Annotated in this window: 15 protein-coding genes; 3 read left to right on the forward strand and 12 right to left on the reverse strand. The window is 28.6% G+C overall.

What is annotated here, in order from left to right:
• Window positions 1-11: 11 nt before the first annotated feature.
• The 5 genes from CAMP5053_RS03450 to CAMP5053_RS03470 are packed head-to-tail and all read right to left on the reverse strand — an operon-like array spanning window position 12 to window position 5,249.
• Window positions 12-434, reverse strand: a complete 423-nt coding sequence (locus tag CAMP5053_RS03450; RefSeq protein ID WP_337217274.1) for a MarR family winged helix-turn-helix transcriptional regulator — start codon at window positions 432-434, stop codon at window positions 12-14.
• A gap of 54 nt (window positions 435-488) precedes the next feature.
• Window positions 489-1,529, reverse strand: a complete 1,041-nt coding sequence (gene trmA / locus CAMP5053_RS03455; protein ID WP_087700617.1) for a tRNA (uridine(54)-C5)-methyltransferase TrmA — start codon at window positions 1,527-1,529, stop codon at window positions 489-491.
• Window positions 1,530-3,242 carry a Na+/H+ antiporter NhaC family protein gene (locus tag CAMP5053_RS03460; protein WP_261544801.1) on the reverse strand — a complete coding sequence of 571 codons (1,713 nt, stop codon included), beginning with the start codon at window positions 3,240-3,242 and terminating at the stop codon, window positions 1,530-1,532.
• Between the two features lie 16 nt (window positions 3,243-3,258).
• On the reverse strand, window positions 3,259-4,005 hold the full coding sequence (locus CAMP5053_RS03465; RefSeq protein ID WP_261529677.1) for an SDR family NAD(P)-dependent oxidoreductase: 747 nt from the start codon (window positions 4,003-4,005) through the stop codon (window positions 3,259-3,261).
• Window positions 4,002-5,249: an ankyrin repeat domain-containing protein gene (locus CAMP5053_RS03470; RefSeq protein WP_337217268.1), complete on the reverse strand. Its 1,248-nt coding sequence runs from the start codon at window positions 5,247-5,249 to the stop codon at window positions 4,002-4,004. The genes CAMP5053_RS03465 and CAMP5053_RS03470 overlap by 4 nt, the downstream gene beginning before the upstream one ends.
• A 110-nt stretch (window positions 5,250-5,359) precedes the next feature.
• On the opposite strand from CAMP5053_RS03470, the gene CAMP5053_RS03475 reads away from it, so the two are divergent.
• Window positions 5,360-5,812: a methylated-DNA--[protein]-cysteine S-methyltransferase gene (locus tag CAMP5053_RS03475; protein ID WP_214125462.1), complete on the forward strand. Its 453-nt coding sequence runs from the start codon at window positions 5,360-5,362 to the stop codon at window positions 5,810-5,812.
• Window position 5,813: 1 nt separating this feature from the next.
• Window positions 5,814-6,692: an EamA family transporter gene (locus CAMP5053_RS03480; RefSeq protein WP_087700612.1), complete on the forward strand. Its 879-nt coding sequence runs from the start codon at window positions 5,814-5,816 to the stop codon at window positions 6,690-6,692.
• Here CAMP5053_RS03480 and truA read toward each other — a convergent pair.
• Genes truA through glmU form a run of 7 tightly spaced genes read right to left on the reverse strand, consistent with a single transcriptional unit; the run spans window position 6,646 to window position 12,887 of the window.
• Window positions 6,646-7,380, reverse strand: a complete 735-nt coding sequence (gene truA, locus CAMP5053_RS03485) for a tRNA pseudouridine(38-40) synthase TruA (RefSeq protein WP_261529676.1) — start codon at window positions 7,378-7,380, stop codon at window positions 6,646-6,648. The two genes, CAMP5053_RS03480 and truA, sit on opposite strands and share 47 nt — an antisense overlap.
• The gene (locus tag CAMP5053_RS03490; RefSeq protein ID WP_214100351.1) at window positions 7,380-8,405 is read right to left on the reverse strand and encodes an LptF/LptG family permease; all 1,026 of its coding nucleotides are present in this window, start codon (window positions 8,403-8,405) and stop codon (window positions 7,380-7,382) included. The genes truA and CAMP5053_RS03490 overlap by 1 nt, the downstream gene beginning before the upstream one ends.
• Window positions 8,402-9,151 carry a prepilin peptidase gene (locus tag CAMP5053_RS03495; protein WP_214100350.1) on the reverse strand — a complete coding sequence of 250 codons (750 nt, stop codon included), beginning with the start codon at window positions 9,149-9,151 and terminating at the stop codon, window positions 8,402-8,404. The genes CAMP5053_RS03490 and CAMP5053_RS03495 overlap by 4 nt, the downstream gene beginning before the upstream one ends.
• Complete coding sequence (uppS, locus tag CAMP5053_RS03500; RefSeq protein ID WP_087700608.1) at window positions 9,148-9,816, reverse strand: polyprenyl diphosphate synthase; 669 nt, start codon at window positions 9,814-9,816, stop codon at window positions 9,148-9,150. Before uppS ends, CAMP5053_RS03495 begins: the two co-directional genes overlap by 4 nt.
• Before the next feature lies 1 nt (window position 9,817).
• On the reverse strand, window positions 9,818-10,438 hold the full coding sequence (locus CAMP5053_RS03505; RefSeq protein WP_039626453.1) for a hypothetical protein: 621 nt from the start codon (window positions 10,436-10,438) through the stop codon (window positions 9,818-9,820).
• A complete protein-coding gene (gene coaBC, locus CAMP5053_RS03510; protein WP_337217269.1) occupies window positions 10,435-11,598 on the reverse strand; it encodes a bifunctional phosphopantothenoylcysteine decarboxylase/phosphopantothenate--cysteine ligase CoaBC in 1,164 nt (387 codons plus the stop codon). Before coaBC ends, CAMP5053_RS03505 begins: the two co-directional genes overlap by 4 nt.
• The gene (glmU, locus tag CAMP5053_RS03515) at window positions 11,595-12,887 is read right to left on the reverse strand and encodes a bifunctional UDP-N-acetylglucosamine diphosphorylase/glucosamine-1-phosphate N-acetyltransferase GlmU (protein WP_214136183.1); all 1,293 of its coding nucleotides are present in this window, start codon (window positions 12,885-12,887) and stop codon (window positions 11,595-11,597) included. The genes coaBC and glmU overlap by 4 nt, the downstream gene beginning before the upstream one ends.
• 161 nt (window positions 12,888-13,048) lie before the next feature.
• Between glmU and CAMP5053_RS03520 the strand changes: the two genes are divergently transcribed.
• On the forward strand, window positions 13,049-15,235 hold a 2,187-nt coding region (locus CAMP5053_RS03520; RefSeq protein WP_337217270.1), incomplete at its 3' end, for an autotransporter outer membrane beta-barrel domain-containing protein.

Genomic DNA, 15,235 nt, shown 5'->3' on the forward strand with positions numbered 1-15,235 from the left:
AAAAACCTTTCTTAAATTTTTTCATTGATATAATCAAGTAATTTTAAAAGCACTTCTTGATCTTGTTCATCTAATATATCTAAGATTTCTTTTTCATATTTTCTTATACAAACATTTGCATCAAAAAAAATTTCTTTACCTTTAGCACTTAAAGTAATGATTTTTTCTCTTTTATCATCTGCTTTTAAAAACTCTATATATTCAAGTTTTGCTAATTTAGAAACAACTCTAGAAAGTATAGCTTTATCCATCTGATAAAACTCACATATTGGAGCTAAAGTGCTACAACCATGCTGATTTAAATACACAAAAACCCTCCAATCACTTGATTTTAATCCAAAGGGTTTTAAAATTTCATTGACTTTATAGAGTATTTTTCTATTTGTATAGGTAATTTTTTGAAATAAAATGAGAAATCCTTTATAAAAATTAATTGATTAAATCAACTATTTTTATAATAACAAAGCTTGTATAAATTCTAACTTATACTAAGCTTTTTTTCTTAAATGCACCCCACATTCAAGATGAGGAGTATTGGCAAATTGATCAAAAAAGGCCAAATTTAAAATTTCATGACTTTGACATAAAATTTCAAGATTTTCTTTTAAAGTGATAGGATTGCACGAAATATAAATGATATTTTCATAATTTTTAATAAGTTCAATCACACTTAGATCAAGTCCTGCTCTTGGAGGATCGACTAAAACATGAGATATTTTAAAGCCATCTAAATCTATGCCTTTTAAGCGATTAAATTCCCTTTCTTTTTTCAAAGCTTGACTTAATTCTTCACTAGAAAGCCTTGTAAAAGTTATATTTTCAATAGAATTTAAAACACAATTTTTTAAAGCAAATTCGATATTTTTTTTAGAAATTTCAGTTGCTAAAACTTTTTTAAAGTTTTTTGCCAAAGCTATGGTAAAATTTCCATAACCACAATAAAGCTCTAATAAATCTTGCTTAAAATCAATCTCTACACAAGATGCAACCCATTCAATCATCTTTTCATTGATATAAGTATTAGGCTGGATAAAACAATCATTATTAAACTCATATAAAAATTCATTTGTATTGATCTTTAGAGCTTGTCTTAAATTTTCCCCATTAAATACAAGTTTTCTACCCTTGCTTCTTGCTATGAGCTTGAGATTTAATTTTTCTGCTAATTTTTGTAAATCTTGTGTAATTAGCTCTATATTTTTATGGAAAAGTAAAGTTACACTTAAATCTAATTTTGTAGCTAAAAACTCTACTCCAAAAAGCTTATGTTTTAAATTTTCATTTAGATTATTTAATAAAATAGGCATGTATTTTTGAATTTTTTCATCTGCTATATCAAATTTTTCAATAGGAATTTTTTTCTTATTTTCAAACATTGCATAAGAAATTTTCCCATTTTCATGATGATATATAGAAAATTCTGCCCTAGTTCTATAAGCTTTTAAAGGTGATTTAAAGCACTGAATTTCTCCATCATATAAAGAAGAAAACAATGCTTTATTTAAAGCAATTTTTTCTTCAAAATGCATCTATGCATCTACCTTTTTGCCAACCACAAAAAGTAAAGCTATCATAGCTAAGATTCCAAAAACAAGTCCTAGCCATACATTAAGTCCTAGTGCCACTGGTAGATAACCACAAAGTATACTAATAGCACAAACACTCAAAGCATAAGGCATTTGCGTGCTAACATGAGCTAAAAGATCGCACTTACTCCCCATAGATGAAAGTATCGTGGTATCAGAAATTGGTGAGCAGTGATCTCCAAAAATAGCCCCTGTTAAAACCCCTGAAATATTAATAATCATATATTGGTGTAACTCTGCTCCGCTTAATTCATTATGAACCCCAACAGCCATAGCCAAAGGAATAGCTAAAGGCATTAAAATACCCATAGTCCCATAACTAGTTCCTGTTGAAAAAGAAATAATAGAAGCAAAAATAAAAATTGCCGTAGGGAGCAAGTAAATAGGTGTTTTATCTGAAAATAAATCAATTAAATATTTAGAAGTTCCTAAATCTTTAATCACAGAAGCTAATGACCATGCGCAAAGTAAAATAATCACAGTCATAATCATAGTTCTCCAACCATGAGTCCAAACTGCAATAGCTTCTTTTAAAGTAAATATTTTTCTATACATTCCCAAAATAATAGCCACTATGGTAGCTAAAAGTGCTGCTTGAAATAATACTACAGAAGCATCAGCTGCGCCAAAAGTTTCTCTAAAAGCAAATAGACTAAGTGGTGCTGCATCAATTTGTGCTTTAATACTTGCATCATCTAAGGCGTTATAACCGCTAAAATAAAAACCTATAAATGAAAATACAATCAAAACAGCCAAAGGTATAATAGCATTAGAAGCTTGCAATTTTACATGTTCTTTTGGCTCTAAAACTTTATCTTCTATATTATCAATTTGCTCATGACCATGAGAAAATTTACCCGCTCTGGCTCTAAGTTCAGCTTTTAGCATAGGTCCAAATTCTCTACCTGTGTAAATAGTTAAAATAACAAAAATCAACATAAAAAGATTATAAAATCTATAAGGTAAGGTTTGCACAAAAATTTCAAAAGCATTGATTTCTTCTTTTACTATACCCAAATGCGCAAAAGTTGCATTATCGATTAGATCATATCCGCTACGAATTAAAGAAATTTCAAGTCCTATCCAAGTAGAAATGATAGCAAGACCAGTAATTGGTGCTGCAGTTGCATCCATAATAAAAGCAAGTTTTTCACGGCTTACTCTAAATTTATCTGTCACTGGACGCATGATAGGACCTACGATTAATGAATTAGCATAATCATCAAAGAAAATAAAAATCCCCATACACCAAGTAGCAAATTGCGAGCTTTTTGCTTGCTTAGCTTTAGTAGAAAGCCAAACAGCTACAGCCTTAGTACCTCCTGTTTTTGTAATAAGAGCTACAACTCCACCTATAGTTAAAACTTGTAATAAAATCCCTGCATTACCAGGGCTTGCCATAGCATTTACTACTTTAGAAATAAACCCCGTAAAAGAAGCTATGATAGCATGATAAATGCTATTTTCAATAAGTCCCAACATAAAAGTGCCACTTAATGCACCAATAAATAGCGAAAGCACCACATCTTTAGTAATAAAAGCTAAGATAATAGCTATCACTGGCGGCAAAAGCGTCCAAACTCCAAAAAGTTCTGCATTTGCTTGCGCATCAGCAAGTAACAGTAAAGGAGCTAGTAGTAAATAAAAAATTTTCATATTTTTCCTTAAGTTTTTATATTTTTTCGCTAAAAGTTCCTGCCCATGTTTGAGTTACAGGCATAAGTTCTATTTCATTAATATTAATATGCTCAGGTAAGCTAATGATAAAAGTAATAATTCTTGCTATATCTTCAGCTTTGATATATTTAGTATTTTCATAAACCTCATCAGCTTTTTTAATATCACCTTTAAATCTTACTTCACTAAATTCAGTTTTGCAAAGTCCTGGAGCGATATTAGTTACTTTTATATTACTTCCACGTAAATCCGTTCTTAAAGCTTTAGAAAATTGCGCTACAAAAGCCTTGGTTCCACAATAAACATTGCCTCCATAATAAGGCACATTTGCTGCAATTGAACCAAGATTAATCACATGAGCGTTTTTTGCCTTTCTAAGTAAAGGTAAAGTAGCTCTTGCTATATATAAAAAGCCTTTGATATTAGTATCTACCATGGCCTCAATATCTTCAATATCTAAAGAATCAAACTCATTTAAACCCAAAGCAAGACCTGCATTATTAACAAGTAAAGAAATATTTTGTAAATCTTGAGGTAGATTTTCAATTGCTGTAAAAACTGCTTGTTTATCTCTAACATCAAGCATCATAGGATAAATTTTATCTCCATAAAGTTCTTGTAGTTTTTCTAATCTTTCCTTGCGTCTTGCTATAGCTATAACTTTATAATCAAGCTCTATTAAGGCTTTTAAACTTTCTAAACCAAATCCTGAGCTTACTCCTGTTATTAAAGCAGTTTTCATGGTTGTGCCTTTTCATATAACATCAAATTTTCATTTTCTTTTAAACCAAGTTTTTTTAGAAATTTAATATTTTGTTCTTTTTTTGCAATGATGGCAAAATCAAGTGCATTAAATCCCAAATCATCTATTTCTTTATAATTAGCCTTATAATCTATAAGCAACTTAAGCATTTTTACATCTGCATAATTTGCCCCATGCATAAAGATATTTTTAGAAGTATGCTCAAGTGCACATAAGGTAATAAAATATGGAGTATTGCTTCCCATGCTAGCAATAGAAAGTTTTTCATTATCATTAATATATTTTTGATTTACATTCGCGCCATTTTCAAGCAAAAGTTTAGCAACTTTATAGTTGTTATATTCAACAGCATAAAACAACGGTGTTTTACCAAAAGAATTTTTATAATCAACCACCGCTTCATTTTCAAGCAAAACCTTAACATTTTCTGCATTATCTAGTGCAAAAAATAAAGCAGACTCATAACCTTCATTTATTTTTACACCTAATTTTATAAATTCACTTACAATTTCACTTTCTCTATTATTTAACAAGGCTGATTTAAAACCATTATTTAATTCTAAATTGCTAATTTTTTTAGTATAAATGTATTCTTTAATCTGCTCTAAAGAATTATTTTTATTAGCCACAAATTTTTCAAAATCTGAAATATCTTTAAAAATTTTAGTTTCACCAACTGCCCAGTTTAAAAATTCATTCAAAGCATTACTAGCAAAATAAATCGCACTTGCTTTATCTAAATTAAATTCCTCTTGAAAATATTTAGTTAAAGGGTTGATTGCATTGTTGTATTCTTTCCAAAATTCCTTAAAAAGTTTAAAATTTCCAATACTTTGATAAGCCCAAAATCTAAAATAAGCTTTTAATTTTGCAAATTTTTCTTCAAGCATTATAGGATCTTGTAAAGTTTTCTGATAACCTTGTGGATCAAGTGCAATTTCTAATAATTTAAAATCAAATTTTCTCAAATCGCTAAAATATTCTCCACCCATACAAGCACTATTGCTTCCTCTAATTTCATTAGCAAGCTCATATAATCTTTTTGTGATTTGATGATTTTTTAAAGAAAAAGCGCAATTTAAATCCACTTGAGCAAAATCTTGTGTATTTTTTGGCTCAAATTCTTTGAAAAAATCAACCTTATTTTCCTTAACATACTCACAAGTATAATCCAAAGCTAAAGCATTTAAACTTATAATCAAACTAAATAGTAAAATTCTCAAGTATTTTCCTTGAATATAAATTAAATCACTATTTTAACTAAATTTTTGCTTTAATAACAATTAATTAATTTAAAATTCATACAATGCTTGCTTTTAAAATAAGGAAAAATATGTATCAAAGTTTTTATAAAGCTAGTTTTGCTTATATTCTTTTACAAAGTGATAAAGATAAGCTTATTAATGTTGATTTTACTACATATAAGCCTGATTTTACCAAAGATAAACACGCTATTTTAGAGCAAGCCTTAGAAGAACTAGACCTTTATTTTAACAAAAAGCTTTTTGCTTTTAATACTCCCCTAGCTCTTCAGGGGAGCGAATTTGAACAAAAGGTATATAAAGCTTTAATTAAAATTCCCTATGGACAAACTAAAACATATCAAGAAATTGCTTCTTTTATTAATCATCCAAAAGCTTTTAGAGCAGTGGGCAATGCAAATTCTAAAAATAAACTTGCAATTTTTATACCTTGCCATAGAGTGGTAGCTAAAAATCACTTAGGTGGATATAATGGTGGTTTATTTATCAAAGAGGCTTTACTTAAATTAGAAGGCGTGCTCTAAAATGCCAAGTTTATTACTAGCAAGTTTTATTTGGGCTTTTTCTTTTCCATTAATTGGGCATTTTATCACCTTAGAAATGGATAGTTTTTTTGCAGCATTTGCAAAAGTTTTTTTGTCTTTATTGGTATTTTTACCTTTTTTAAATTTTAAGATAAATTTGTATTTAAAACTAAAACTCATAAGCATTGGAGCTTTGCAGCTTGGTGTGATGAATTTATTTTATTATCATTCTTTTTTATATTTAAGTGTAAGCGAAGTAGCACTTTTTACTATTTTTACGCCTTTTTATGTTGTGCTTTTTTATGGGCTTTTTTCAAAAAATCTTAGATATTTATATTTCATAAGTATTTTTATATGTATTATGGGTGCTTTTGTAGTTAAATTTGATAATATTAACTCTAATTTTTTATATGGCTTTTTACTTATTCAAGGGGCTAATTTAGTATTTGGAGCTGGACAAAGTTTTTATAAAATTTTATTAGAAAAAAATGCAAATTTAAGTCAAAAAGAAGCTTTTTCTTATTTTTATTTAGGAGCAACCAGCATAACCTTACCTGCTTTTTTATTTTTTGGAGATTATAATAATTTACCATCCAATTTAAGCTCTTGGATAGCTTTAATTTATCTTGGCACTATTGCTTCAGGATTTGGATATTTTTTATGGAATAAAGGCTCCACTGAAGTAGATAGCGGGGTTTTAGCCTTGATGAATAATGCCATTATACCTATAAGTATTTTTATCAATATGAGTATTTTTGGAGTAGATGTAGAGCTACTACCTTTTTGCATAGGTACTTTGATCATTCTTTTTTCATTTTTTATACATAAAAAAATCATGCATTATTATAATAAGAAATCTTACTCAAATACAAACCACTAGCAGGAGCTAAAAATCTACAATGAGCTTTTTTAGCATTGATTTGCTCTAAAAGCTCATTTTGGCTCATTTTTCCTTCTAATACTTTTAAAATACTTGCCATCATCATTCTAATTTGTGATCTTAAAAAGCCATTTGCTTCAAAATAAAACACAGTATGATTTTTATAAGTATAAACTCTAGTTTTATACATTTTTCTTATGCTTGTTTTATTATCAGAGCCTTCTTTTTGAAAGAGTTTAAAATCATGCTCTCCTTCAAATAAAAAAGCAATTTCCTTGGCTAATTTAATATTTATTTTTGGATAAAAATACACATAAGAGGCTAAAAAAGGATTATATTTTTCATGACTTATAATATAGCGATATGCTCTTTTTTGCACATCAAAACGCACTTGGAAATTTTCTTGCATTCTTTGAATATGTTTTATATGTATAAATGGGTGTGCAAAATGATTGATTTTATTTTTTAAATATACAAAATCTTTAAAATGTTCTCCTGCTTTGACACAAGCAACTGCATTAAATGCATGCACACCTTTATCAGTTCTTGAAGCAAATAAAGGCTTTTCATAAATACCCAAATGCGACAAGGCCTGCGCTAAGGTATCTTGGACACTAAGCTTATGTGGCTGGGTAGCTGAACCTTGAAATTTAGAACCATCATAAGAAAAAGTTAATTTTAAAAGCATTAATACTTACTTGCAATTTTTGCTTTAAAATAAAACAAAGAAGTAATTAAAAAACTTGAAAAAATCACAGCAATAGCTACAAAAGGTGGATTATAAAAACTAATCAAAAGCGTAAAATAAGCAAAAATAATCACAAAAATTCCAAAATAAGCAAAACCTTTTTCATAACGATAAGTTACTATACCAAAAGAGAGTGCAAAAAGCACGCTAGCTAAAGGAAATAAAGCTATAAGAATATAAATAACAAATTCTTTTGCTTTTTCTTTATTGCTTGTTACATCAGACCAATACCCATAAAAACTTTGAGTATTTAATTCTTTAGAAGAAAGTTTACTTTTAATTAATAAATTTTTAAAACTAGAAATATGCCAATCTTCTTCTTTAATTTCATAAGCCTTTCCTTCATCTAGTTTAAAAGTAATAACCCCATCATTTGTTTCTAACTTTCCTTCTTTAGCTAAAATCACTTGTTCTTTATCTTGTGGGTTTTTCTTTGGATGATACATTATAATATTTTTATAAGTTTCATCAGAATTTTTAGCATCGATAAAAACAAGCCATTCTCCATATCTTTGTCCAAATTCCCCTGTTTTTATACTTACTTTAGCACTAATTTTTTTATAATCTACAAAATTATCAAAAAGTTCAAAAGATATAGGTATAAAAACCAAAACCACCACAAGCATAAAAGCACTTACTAAAGCTGCAATTTTTGCAAAAAAACTTGCTATCATACTTGGAGCTATACTCAAAGCAAACAACACCGTGCTTTCATTTTCCCTAGAAAGTCTATAAAATGCCAAAGTCAAAGCAATGAAAAAAGATATGGGTAAAGTAAAAATCAATATCTTTGGTAAAAGAAAAATATATAATTTGATTAATTCAAAAAAAGTAATTTCAATATAAGCAGTAATTTTAGCAAGTTGTATAAAAAATATAATCGAAACAATAATAAATAAAGTAAAAAATAAAGACAACATTGTGCTTAAAAACTGATTAAGCAAATACTTATAAACTAGTTTCATAATATACTTTCTACACTTAGATTAATCAAAATTCCGCAAAATAAAAAAGGAATCATAGGCATTTGATAATCTTTCTTGGCTATTTTTATAAACATCAAAAGACTTAAAAAACTTGCAATAAATAAAATCAAAAAGCCTTTTTCGTAGCCAAAAATTCCAAAAATCAAAGCTATTATTATAACATCACCTTCCCCTAAACTTTCTAAAATTTCATCTCTTTTTTTAAAATTTTTAATAAAATTAATCACACTTTTTAGTATGAAAATTAACCCCGCCCCAAAACACACTCGAAATAAAAAGCTATCTTGAAAATCCTCTAAATTTAAGCCATTTTGCAAAAAATCAAAACAAAAAGCTAAAATAAATAAAATCCAAAGCCAAAGCTCACTCACTGCTTTTAGATAATAATCCATCCAAGAAAGCGCTAAAAATATAGCTAGCATACAAGCAAAAATTAAAATTTGAAAAACATCTTCGATTAAATAAAAAGCAAAGACAAACAAACACGCGCAAAGAAATTCATTAAAAGGATAAATCAAAGAAATTCTTTCTTTACAAAAAGCACATTTGCCTTTTAAAAATACAAAAGACAACAAAGGAAAAAGATGATAAAATTTCAAAGTTTTGAAACACTTAGGACATTTTGATCTTGGACTTATTGTGCTTTCTTTATTAATCGTTCTTAAAATCAAAACATTGACAAAAGAACCCACGCAAAGTCCCAATAATAAAAAGAAAAATATCATTTACCAAAGGTTCTTTTGCGTTTTTTAAACTCAGTAATGATATTTGCGATTTCTTTTTTAGTAAGTGCAGGAAATAAGGTTTGACTAAAATAAATTTCTGCATAACTTGACTGCCATAATAAAAAATTTGAAATTCTTTTAGCACTCCCTACCCTTAAAAACAAATCTACATCCTCGCTTAAGTCAAGATTTGCTTGTATATTTGCTTCATTAATTTCAAGATTTTTTTCAATCACCTTTTTAACCGCTCTAACTATCTCATCCTTGCCTCCGTAAGAAATAGCTAAATTTACGCATAATCTTGTGTAATTTTTAGTTTGTTCTTGAAAATTTTGTATTTTTTTTAAGGTTAATTCGTCTAAAAGACTTAAATTTCCTATAGCTTTAAAACGCACTTCATTGGCTATAAATTTATTTAAAGATTCATCAAGATATTTATTTAATAGCTTAAAAAGAAACTCTACTTCTTCTTTTGGTCTTTGCCAATTTTCTGTACTAAAAGCATAAAGGGTTAGATTTTGAATTTTTTCATCTATACATACTTCTATGATTTTTTCAACAACTTTAGCACCTTGACTATAGCCAATTTTTTCTAAAAGTCCATTTTTTCTAGCCCATCTTCTATTGCCATCCATTACCACAGCAAGATGTTTTAATTCATTCATTCTATCCCTTTATATCCATCAATCTTTTAAAAACAAACATAGGATTGAGTGTATTAACTACTTCAAATTTAAAATACTCGTTTAAAAAATGTGCTACTTTGGCAAAAGGTGTTTGTATGCGTGTGATTTTACCATTATCAATTATAATTTTTAAAGCACCAAAAATTTCAAAATACAAATACACTTCTAAAATATTTCCATTTTTCTTAGCTTCAAACAAAGCCCTATTTCCCTCATAAACAAAAGGTATATGATAAATTCCTTCAAAAAATGCAAAAAACATTTCCTTATAAATTTCAAACTCATACGCACTTTTACTTTCCATAAGTCTTTGGATGATGAATTTTTTATACCAAGCTTTTTCATCACCTTCTTGCAAAAGCTTTTCTATGAGTTCAGCTCCCTCTTCAAAAAGTCTAATTTTAGGTTTTTTCAACAGATTTTTAAAAGAAATTACACCTTTGTCTTCATAAACTTCAGCTAAATACTCCTCCCCTACTTCAAGTTCTATCATACTTTTTGTTTCAAGCTTTTTAGTGTTTAAAAGCAATACATAGCGATTATATGCGCGTTTTTCTAAAATTTGCATTCTTACAGGTAAGGTTGAGTTGATGATATTCACCAAAGTTTCCTTAATTCTTGTGCTAAAATAAAACCAAGTTTTTCTTTGCTTTGTTTAGAACTTTGAGAGATACTATCTTTAGTGATAAAACAAATGCTATTTTCATCACTTCCAAAGTTCATTTGCTCATTTAAGACATTTAAACACACCATATCTAAATTTTTACTAACTAAAGATTTTTTAGCATTTTCTAAAGCATTTTGCGCATCAAATTCCATTTTAAAGCCTATTTTTTTACCTTTAAAATCTAAATTTTTTAAGATGTCTTCATTCAGCTTTAATTTTAAATTAAGTCCGTTTAAATGCTCATTTTTCTTAATCTTACCCTTGTAAGCCTCAAGAGTAAAATCACTCACAGCAGCAGCCATAATTAAAGCATCAAAATCTTTGTATTTTTGCAATTTTTCTTTTAATTCTAAAGAAGATTCAAATTTTTCTAATTTATAAGGTGTTTTAAACTCTACTGAGCTAACTAACGCCACCTTAGCACCTAAAAAATATAAAGCATCAGCAATAGCCTTTGCCATTTTACCACTTGAAAAATTACTAATACATCTTACATCATCGATTTTTTCTTTAGTACCGCCACCGCTTATAACAAAACTTTTATCTTTAAAAAAATCTTCTTGCATTAGACTTCTTTTTAAAGCATTTATAATGCTATCTAGTTCAGCCAAAGCTCCCAAGCCTTCATCTTTACAAGCTAGAGTTTTAACTATAGGATCAATGATAATATAGCCTTGCTCTTTTAAATTTTTTAAAGATTTTTGAGTGCTAAAATGTAAATACATGTTTGTATTTGCAGCAGGTGCGATTAAAAATGGTTTATTTTTATCTACTGCTATTAAAGTTTGAATAAATAAATTATCTGCTATACCATAGTTTAGCTTATTAATAGAATTTATACTAGCAGGTGCAAAAAGCACACAATCACAAGTCTTGCTAAAGGCTATATGATTATTAGTATTTTGCCAACTTTCATTATCTTCACATAAAATTTCATCCGCTAAAGCTTCAAAACTAAGCCTAGTGCCAAATTTCAAAGCGCCCAAGCTTAGCAAAACTTTAACCCTAAAGCCTTCTTTTTTTAATAAAGAAATCAGCTCATAAGCTTTATAAAAGGCTATGCTTCCACTTACTGCTAGTAAGATTGTTTTCATTTTTTACCTAGTTTTTCATAATAATAATTTTCTACAATCTGAGCATTAGCTCTACTAATATACAAAGAACCTTTTTCTACATTTTTATGCACTGTGCTTCCTGCTGCGATGATTACCTCATCTTTTATCTCAACCGGAGCGATAAATTGCGTATCTGAACCCACAAAAACATTTTTACCTATTTTGGTTTTATGTTTTTTAACCCCATCATAATTACAAGTGATAGTGCCACAACCTATATTAGTTCCCTCATCTATCTCACAATCTCCTAAATAACTCAAATGTCCTGCTTTAACTCCATTTAATAAAGCATTTTTACATTCTACAAAATTTCCTATATGGGTATTTTTAAGCTGACATTTTGGACGCAAATGTGCTAAAGGTCCTACATCGCTATTTTCTACTATACTATCTTCAATCACACTTGAACTTTTAATGATAGAATTAATGATTTTTGATCTTCCTTCTATACGCACATTTTCATACACTTCACACTCGCCTACAAACTCAACTTCATCTGAAATAAAAGTCGTCGCAGGCATGTGAAAAATCACGCCTTGCTTCATCCATTCTTTTTTAATTGCTTCTTGCATAAGATCTTGAGCTAGACAAAGCTCAATTTTATCATTTACCCCCATAAAATCTTGCTCATTTACAAACACCGCATCGATTTCATAGCCCTTTTCTTTTGCTAAATAAACTGCATCGGTTAAATAATACTCTTTAGCTTTATTATCATTTTTTATCAAAGGCAATACTTCTTTTAAAATTTGTGCTTTTATAGCATAAACACCACTATTGCAAATGTTTATAGCAAGTTCTTCTTTGCTTGCATCTTTTGTTTCTACTATTTTTTGAATTTTATTTTCTTTTAATACTATTCTTCCATAACTTTTTGGATCTTTTGCCTCAAAAACAGCCACATTAAAATCACTCTCATTTAAAGCTATTTTTTCCAAATCATCTGCTTTAACTAAAGGCATATCACCACATAAAATCAATACTTTTTCATGCTTACTCTCATAGCCCCTTAAAGCCCCTGCAGTACCTGGAAAATTTTGCAAGTCTTGTTCTAAAAAACGTGTATTTGGAAAATACTCTAAAACAACTTGTTCAACCTTTTCTTTTTGATGAGAAAGCACTACACATACATCATCACTAATCTTATATGCTTGTTTTAAAATATGTAAAATCATTGCTTTTGAGCAAATTTTTTGAAGCACTTTTGGATTTTGTGATTTCATACGCGTGCCAAGTCCAGCAGCCAAAATAAGCACAGAAATTTTCATAATTTACCTTTGTTTTAAAAATTATTGCTTATTTTAACAAGCTAAAGTAAAAATTCTTACCGATCATTGTTTATTTTTTACATATTTTCATTTACTTTAAACTTAAATTTATGGGGGGGGGTATAATGCTTTTTTAATTTAAATTTATAAGGAGTAATCAAATGAAACTTTCTTATCATACAAGTAAAGTTTTAATGGGAGTTAGCATTAGTGCTTTATTAAGTAGTGCTGCCTTAGCACAAGAGGTAAATTCCGGAAATTTACATGATTTTTTTAACTATAAAGATGGAATTTGGAGTTTAGATTCTAAAGAAAATATAGAATTAAAAACAAATCCGAGTATGCTCCAACTATATCCTATCCAAGAAGGTATAAATGGGGCTGGAAAGACAATAAAAGAAATTAATATCAAAACAAGTGGTATTTTAACCATAGGATCTGATTCAGATTGGGTAGATCTAGGTGAAACTTCAACTAATGAAGCACGATATGATTTATATAGTGTTAATTTAGAAGCAAAAGAAGTTATTTTAAATAAAGATCAAACTTCTTTAAAAGCAAATAAAGCTTTTAATATAAAGGGAAATGTTACACTTAATGGTAGCTCACCTATAACAATTGACAATATATACAACGAAGAACTTGATAGACCTGGTTTATTTGTATGGAATGGATATGGCGAAAAAGATGGCTATATGAGCATACAAGGAAATTTAAATGTAAATAATTCTTTTATCGGTATATATGATGCAAATAAAAAAGGTGGTTTAATCTCTGTAGATGGAGATGTAAATATAAAAGATTCGGCTATAGGCATAAGTACAAATAGTGTTTCAAATTTAGGTATAAACAACTATGTAGCTATAAAAACAACAGGCAATTTTAACCAAGATATAGATAAAAACATAGTAACGGCACTATATACTAAAGATATAACGAGCATGCTTGAAACAAGTAATTTACTTCCAAAAAATGTATTTTTTGAAGATACTGATTTGGCTCAATTTACAGATTATAAACTTAGTGTTTCTAATGATGGCAAAAGTCTTTTAATTAGCGGTGGTGCTAATGAAAATGTAAGAGATTTATCAAAAATATTAAAATCTGAAATTGATATTAGAAAAGAAGCTTTAGATAGCTTTAATAATATAAAAGAAGATATTAAAAGAAATGAAAATTTAGAAAATTCTGGATTTGGAACCTACCAAAAACCAGGATATATTGGCGATGATGCTATGCTTGAAGCCATAGCACAAGCAGAAAAAGAACTGCAAGAACAAATTAAAAAATTAGAACAACAAATCCAAGATATACAAGATAATGGTGGAAAATTTGATGGTAGTGATTTAGTTGAAAATATGAAAGATGTTAGTTTAGAAAATAAAAATTTAGCTGTAAATATGCTAAATAGTATTTTAGATTCTAAACTTAGCAATGATGCTATCGCAGCACTCACTCTAGATACCACAGGAAAAAATCTAAACACACTTACCACAAATACAAAAGCAAGTGCAAAAGCTATAGTAAATAATGCTCAAAATTCTTCTGTTAATTCATCTATAGGTGTAGCAAATGACCTAGCAATTGGAACAAGAATAGCAAAACTTTCAAATCCTTATCAAGATAAAGCTTTAGTAGAAAAATTTGCTACAACCCATATAGCAGCACTAGCAAGCGATGTTTATAATTATTATGGAAATTCTTCGTTTAACAATAGCTTTTGGGGTAATGTTTTTGGTGGTGCAAATATCATAGATGGAGATAGTGGTGCTTTATATGGATTTACACTAGGTGCTGATAGAAAAATCAATGATAATGCTTTACTTGGTTTTTACTTTACCTATGCTGATTCAACTATCAAAGATGGTGTTATGGAGCAAAAATCAGATAACTATCAATTTGGTATTTATTCTTTGATTAATCCAAATGATCAATGGGAAATTAATTTAAGAGCTTATGGACAAATTTCTCCAACAGATCAAAGTGTAGCAATGCTAAGTGATTCTAGTAATGCTGATTTTGATAGTAAATTCTTTGGCTTAAGCGCTAATGCTGGTAGAATTTTTAATCCAAATTCATCATCATTATTTATCAAGCCTTTTGCTGGTATAAATTACTACTACGCACACACTCCAAGTTATAAAGAAAGTGGTATGTTTGCAAAAGAAGTTCAAAGCATGACAAATAATTCTATATCTTTAGAATTAGGTGCTGAATTTAGAAAATATATGAGTGAAACATCATATTTATTTGTCACTCCAAAAATAGAACAATATGTAATGAATAATGGAGATGATTATGTAGCTGGATTTGTTGGTTCAAGTTCAAATTTCATCATCAAAGGAAAC

This window comes from Campylobacter sp. S4:11, assembly GCF_024723695.1.
Lineage (GTDB): Bacteria > Campylobacterota > Campylobacteria > Campylobacterales > Campylobacteraceae > Campylobacter_D > Campylobacter_D jejuni_C.

Coding starts and splice junctions, on each gene's coding strand:
- trmA (WP_087700617.1), bottom strand. CDS start 1,529: ATGCATTTTGAAGAAAAAATTGCTTTAAATAAAGCATTGTTTTCTTCT.
- CAMP5053_RS03460 (WP_261544801.1), bottom strand. CDS start 3,242: ATGAAAATTTTTTATTTACTACTAGCTCCTTTACTGTTACTTGCTGAT.
- CAMP5053_RS03465 (WP_261529677.1), bottom strand. CDS start 4,005: ATGAAAACTGCTTTAATAACAGGAGTAAGCTCAGGATTTGGTTTAGAA.
- CAMP5053_RS03475 (WP_214125462.1), top strand. CDS start 5,360: ATGTATCAAAGTTTTTATAAAGCTAGTTTTGCTTATATTCTTTTACAA.
- CAMP5053_RS03480 (WP_087700612.1), top strand. CDS start 5,814: ATGCCAAGTTTATTACTAGCAAGTTTTATTTGGGCTTTTTCTTTTCCA.
- truA (WP_261529676.1), bottom strand. CDS start 7,380: ATGCTTTTAAAATTAACTTTTTCTTATGATGGTTCTAAATTTCAAGGT.
- CAMP5053_RS03490 (WP_214100351.1), bottom strand. CDS start 8,405: ATGAAACTAGTTTATAAGTATTTGCTTAATCAGTTTTTAAGCACAATG.
- CAMP5053_RS03495 (WP_214100350.1), bottom strand. CDS start 9,151: ATGATATTTTTCTTTTTATTATTGGGACTTTGCGTGGGTTCTTTTGTC.
- uppS (WP_087700608.1), bottom strand. CDS start 9,816: ATGAATGAATTAAAACATCTTGCTGTGGTAATGGATGGCAATAGAAGA.
- coaBC (WP_337217269.1), bottom strand. CDS start 11,598: ATGAAAACAATCTTACTAGCAGTAAGTGGAAGCATAGCCTTTTATAAA.
- glmU (WP_214136183.1), bottom strand. CDS start 12,887: ATGAAAATTTCTGTGCTTATTTTGGCTGCTGGACTTGGCACGCGTATG.